The sequence below is a fragment of the Bradyrhizobium sp. UFLA05-112 genome (genome assembly GCF_053572325.1).
Genome location: NZ_JBANBK010000182.1, coordinates 1 through 3,734, shown reverse-complemented (window position 1 = coordinate 3,734; position 3,734 = coordinate 1). Strand labels below are relative to the sequence as shown.

Genomic DNA, 3,734 nt, shown 5'->3' with positions numbered 1-3,734 from the left:
CGAACCGCCGTGGTACGGACCCGTATGCCCGGTGGTGTGGGAGGGGTGGCGTCGCGAGACGTCCCCCTATCCCGATCCTTGACCCTTCGGCGACATCGGGCAACGTCCGCTTTTTCGCGCTGTTGGGGGTGAGCGGACATCAGTCGGCCAATCTCTTGATGAGTACACGCCCTGGCCTTTCAAGTTCTCTGCACGAGGTGTGCATACGCCTCCACACGCATCCCGTAGGTCCAGGCGACCGCCTCGCGCGCGGTGCGCAGATTGGCCGGCACCTGGAGGAAGAAATGCCGGCGCGTGCCGTCCGGCTCGGGCGTGGCGTTGACCACCTCCACCGCGGCCCAGGCGTCCGCGGCGAGCCAGTTTCGGCGCCACAGAATTCCCGTCTCGTCCTCGGCGATGCGGGTCGCGCCGCCGAGCGCGACGTAGCGTTCCGGCGTCATGATCTCGATCATGCAGCGGCGGACCTGGACATCCACTTGCTCGTCGATCGCGGCCAGCGTGATTTGCTCGCTGTGCTCGATGATCCAGCGCGGCACCTCCACCCCGCGCCAGGCCCACACCGACCAGCCGTCCGGATAGCGCAGCGCCGGACCGCTGGCGTGATGCAAGCGGTCGCGCGCGTCACTGCACAGCAGGTTCGGCCGCTCCGCGAGCCAGCAGGTGTGCTCATGCGGCTGCAACCAGCCGACACTGGTCGCAAGCTGCATGAGGCCGCGCAGCGGCTCGGTCTCGGCCCGCAGGCCAACCACCTCGCGGAGATAATCGTAGACGCCAAGCCACGACAAATCGTGCGGCCCCCCGGCAAGGGACGAAAAACTCCGCGGGGCGAGCATCGCCTGGCACACAGCGGACCACGATAGGCCATAGCGGCGAAGATGACCCAGCACGGTCAGAGTCTGCTCCGGCACGCTCCGCATCACCGCATCGGTCGCGGCGGCGACAAGGGGATCGGCGGGATTGACGGCGCTCTCAACAGTGGCAAGCACCTTCCGATCGACACGCGCCTCAACCAGCGAGGCGACTATTCGGCGAAGACGATCGACGAGACGGGAACGGACGTTGCGGCCGGCGTCGCGCGACATCCGGCCGGCAAGCGTGGCCAGCGCAAGCGGACTGTCGCACCAGACGACGCGCACCGGCGGCGCAAGTCCTGCGACATGATAGGCAAGCCGCACCGCCTGCTCTGCCGCGCCGCGGTCGGCAGGCGCCGTCGACCGCCGGACGGCAACCCACCGCGCGCGAAAATCCCCCAGCGCCGCCGCTTGCTCCGCCGTTAGCGCCTCCTTAATCGGCAAGGACGCGCGCATCCCGTGGCCCGAGTTCGCGCTGGCGGCGCACGCGGTAGGTCCCTCGCGGCAGCGTGAGCGGTGCATGCTCCTCATGCGTCACCCGCGCATAGGCCGCACCGATCAGGAGATGCCCGATATAGAGCCCGGCCGGAATGTCGCGCGCCAGATCATCGTCGCGAAACAGCGTCACGCGCTCGCGGATCGCATGACAATGTCCGGTGGCTTCGCCCTCCAGCAGGACCAGCGGCACGCCTGCGGCGGTGTCAGTGAGCGTTCCCGATGGCGCCACATCGCCTACCCGCTCGATCAGCAGGTCACCTTGCGCAAAGATCTCGGTCATCGTTCCCTCTCCCGTGCCGGGGCATCCGCGCCTGCGCGGATGCCCCGATTGCTTCACTATTGTTAGAGGCGATCTAAAGCGCGATGAGATCGTGATGAATCATCATCGCGCATTAGGTTGTTGTTTGAGCATGATCTTTTCGGAAAACCGCTTCACACTTTTCCGGATCATGCTCTAGTGCACGACCTCGCCATGCAGTGCGAGGTCGAGACCATCGCGCTCCATATCCTCCGACACCCGCAAGCCGACGAACAGCTTGACCACATAGAGGATGATCAGGCTGACGACGGCGTCATAGACGAACACCGTGGCAACGCCGATGCACTGGTTGATGAATTGGCCGGGATTGCCCTCCAGCGCGCCCGCGGTGCCACCATATTGCTCGACGGCAAAGATGCCGGTGAGCAGCGCGCCGACGATGCCCCCGACGGCGTGGACGCCAAAGCAATCGAGCGCGTCGTCATAGCTGAACATGGCCTTTAGCCCGGTGCATCCCCAGTAGCAGAGCACGCCGGCTGCGATGCCAATCACGAAGGCGCCGATCGGGCCGACGAAGCCCGACGCCGGCGTGATGGCGACGAGGCCTGCGACCGCGCCCGAGCAGATGCCGACGACCGTCGGCTTGCCCTTGAGCGACCACTCGACCAGCATCCAGGTGAAGCCTGCAACGGCCGTTGCGATCTGCGTCACCAGCATCGCCATGCCCGCCTGCATGCCCGCCGTCACCGCAGAACCCGCATTGAAGCCGAACCAGCCAACCCAGAGCAGCGAGGCGCCGATGAAGGTGAGCACCATGTTGTGGGCCGGCCCGGTCTCCTTGCGCTTGCCCAGCATGATGGCGCACATCAGGCCAGCCACGCCAGCGTTGATATGCACGACGGTCCCGCCGGCGAAATCGAGCACCTTGACCCAGGCGGCGTCGTTGCCGGAGGCGAAGATCCCGTCGGGGCCCCATACCCAATGCGCGACCGGCGCATAGACGAAGATCGCCCACAGGCCGATGAACCAGAGCATCGCGGAGAATTTCATCCGCTCGGCAAAGGCACCTGCGATCAGCGCCGGCGTGATGATGGCAAACGTCATCTGGAAGCAGATGTAGACGCTTTCGGGAATCGTCGCCGCGAGCGGATTGGGATTGCCGATCCCGCCCTTGCCGATGTCGCTCATGATGTCCTTCAGGAACATGCGGTCGAGCCCGCCGACGAACGGCGTGCCGGCGCGGAAGGCCAGGCTGTAGGTCAGGAGCGCGAACAGGATCGTGACGAGGCACGTCACCGCGAAGCTCGTCATCACGGTGTCGCCGACGTTCTTCTTGCGCACCATGCCGCCATAGAACAGCCCGAGCCCGGGAACGGTCATCATCAGCACCAGCGCAACGGAGGTGAGCATCCAGGCGGTATCGCCGGGATTGGGCGTGCACTTCTCGAGGATCTTGCCGCCGCAAGCCGGCGGCGCCGCATCCTCGGCGAGAGCAACATCGCCGAGGGCGAGGTAGAGCAGCGCAATTCCCAGCAGCGCGACCAGCAACGTCACGAGCCTTTGGCGCGTGGATGTTCTTGATTCCATCGTCATCCTCCCAAGTCGCATGAGAAGTCTTCCGGCGATTGCCTCGACTGGAACCCGCAAGACGAGCGTTCGCGCCGGCGCGATTGGGCCAGCGTCATCAGCTCGGATTTTTGGGACACAATGCTCGCGGCTCGGCGCGATGAGGTCGTCGAGTGTCGATGGCTCGAGACTGGCGTCGACCAGCCTCATGGCTTATCGGCCTTTCCCTTGTCGCCAGATCGGAAAGCGTCAGTGACGGTTCCAATTCTTAGGTCAAACTACAAGCAAGATTCGCGCCGTTGATGCGATTCAATCAACTCACTGAATGCGCATCGATTCCACTTTGCTGCTTTGCGATAGGAGCCGTGCGTGCTGCTTCGCGCAGCAGCGCTTCGCCCAACGAATGAGCAGAGGCTGACAATGCCTACGCGGTTCGCAACAGTGCCGCCGTATCGAACGGTGTCATCACCCGCGAAGGCGAAGGCGGGTGATCCAGATGCTATGGGGTAAGCGGCGACTGGGGTAAGCGGCGGTGAGGGTGTGGACACCCCTCGAACGCC

Annotated in this window: 3 protein-coding genes; all 3 read right to left on the bottom strand. The window is 64.8% G+C overall.

Features of this window, described 5'->3' with window-relative positions; genetic code table 11:
- Window positions 1-179: 179 nt before the first annotated feature.
- A complete protein-coding gene (locus tag SO180_RS42095; protein WP_449384659.1) occupies window positions 180-1,295 on the bottom strand; it encodes a DUF6745 domain-containing protein in 1,116 nt (371 codons plus the stop codon).
- A complete protein-coding gene (locus SO180_RS42090; RefSeq protein ID WP_449384658.1) occupies window positions 1,285-1,629 on the bottom strand; it encodes a hypothetical protein in 345 nt (114 codons plus the stop codon). Before SO180_RS42090 ends, SO180_RS42095 begins: the two co-directional genes overlap by 11 nt.
- A 174-nt stretch (window positions 1,630-1,803) precedes the next feature.
- Window positions 1,804-3,201: an ammonium transporter gene (locus SO180_RS42085; protein ID WP_449384657.1), complete on the bottom strand. Its 1,398-nt coding sequence runs from the start codon at window positions 3,199-3,201 to the stop codon at window positions 1,804-1,806.
- Window positions 3,202-3,734 lie beyond the last annotated feature (533 nt).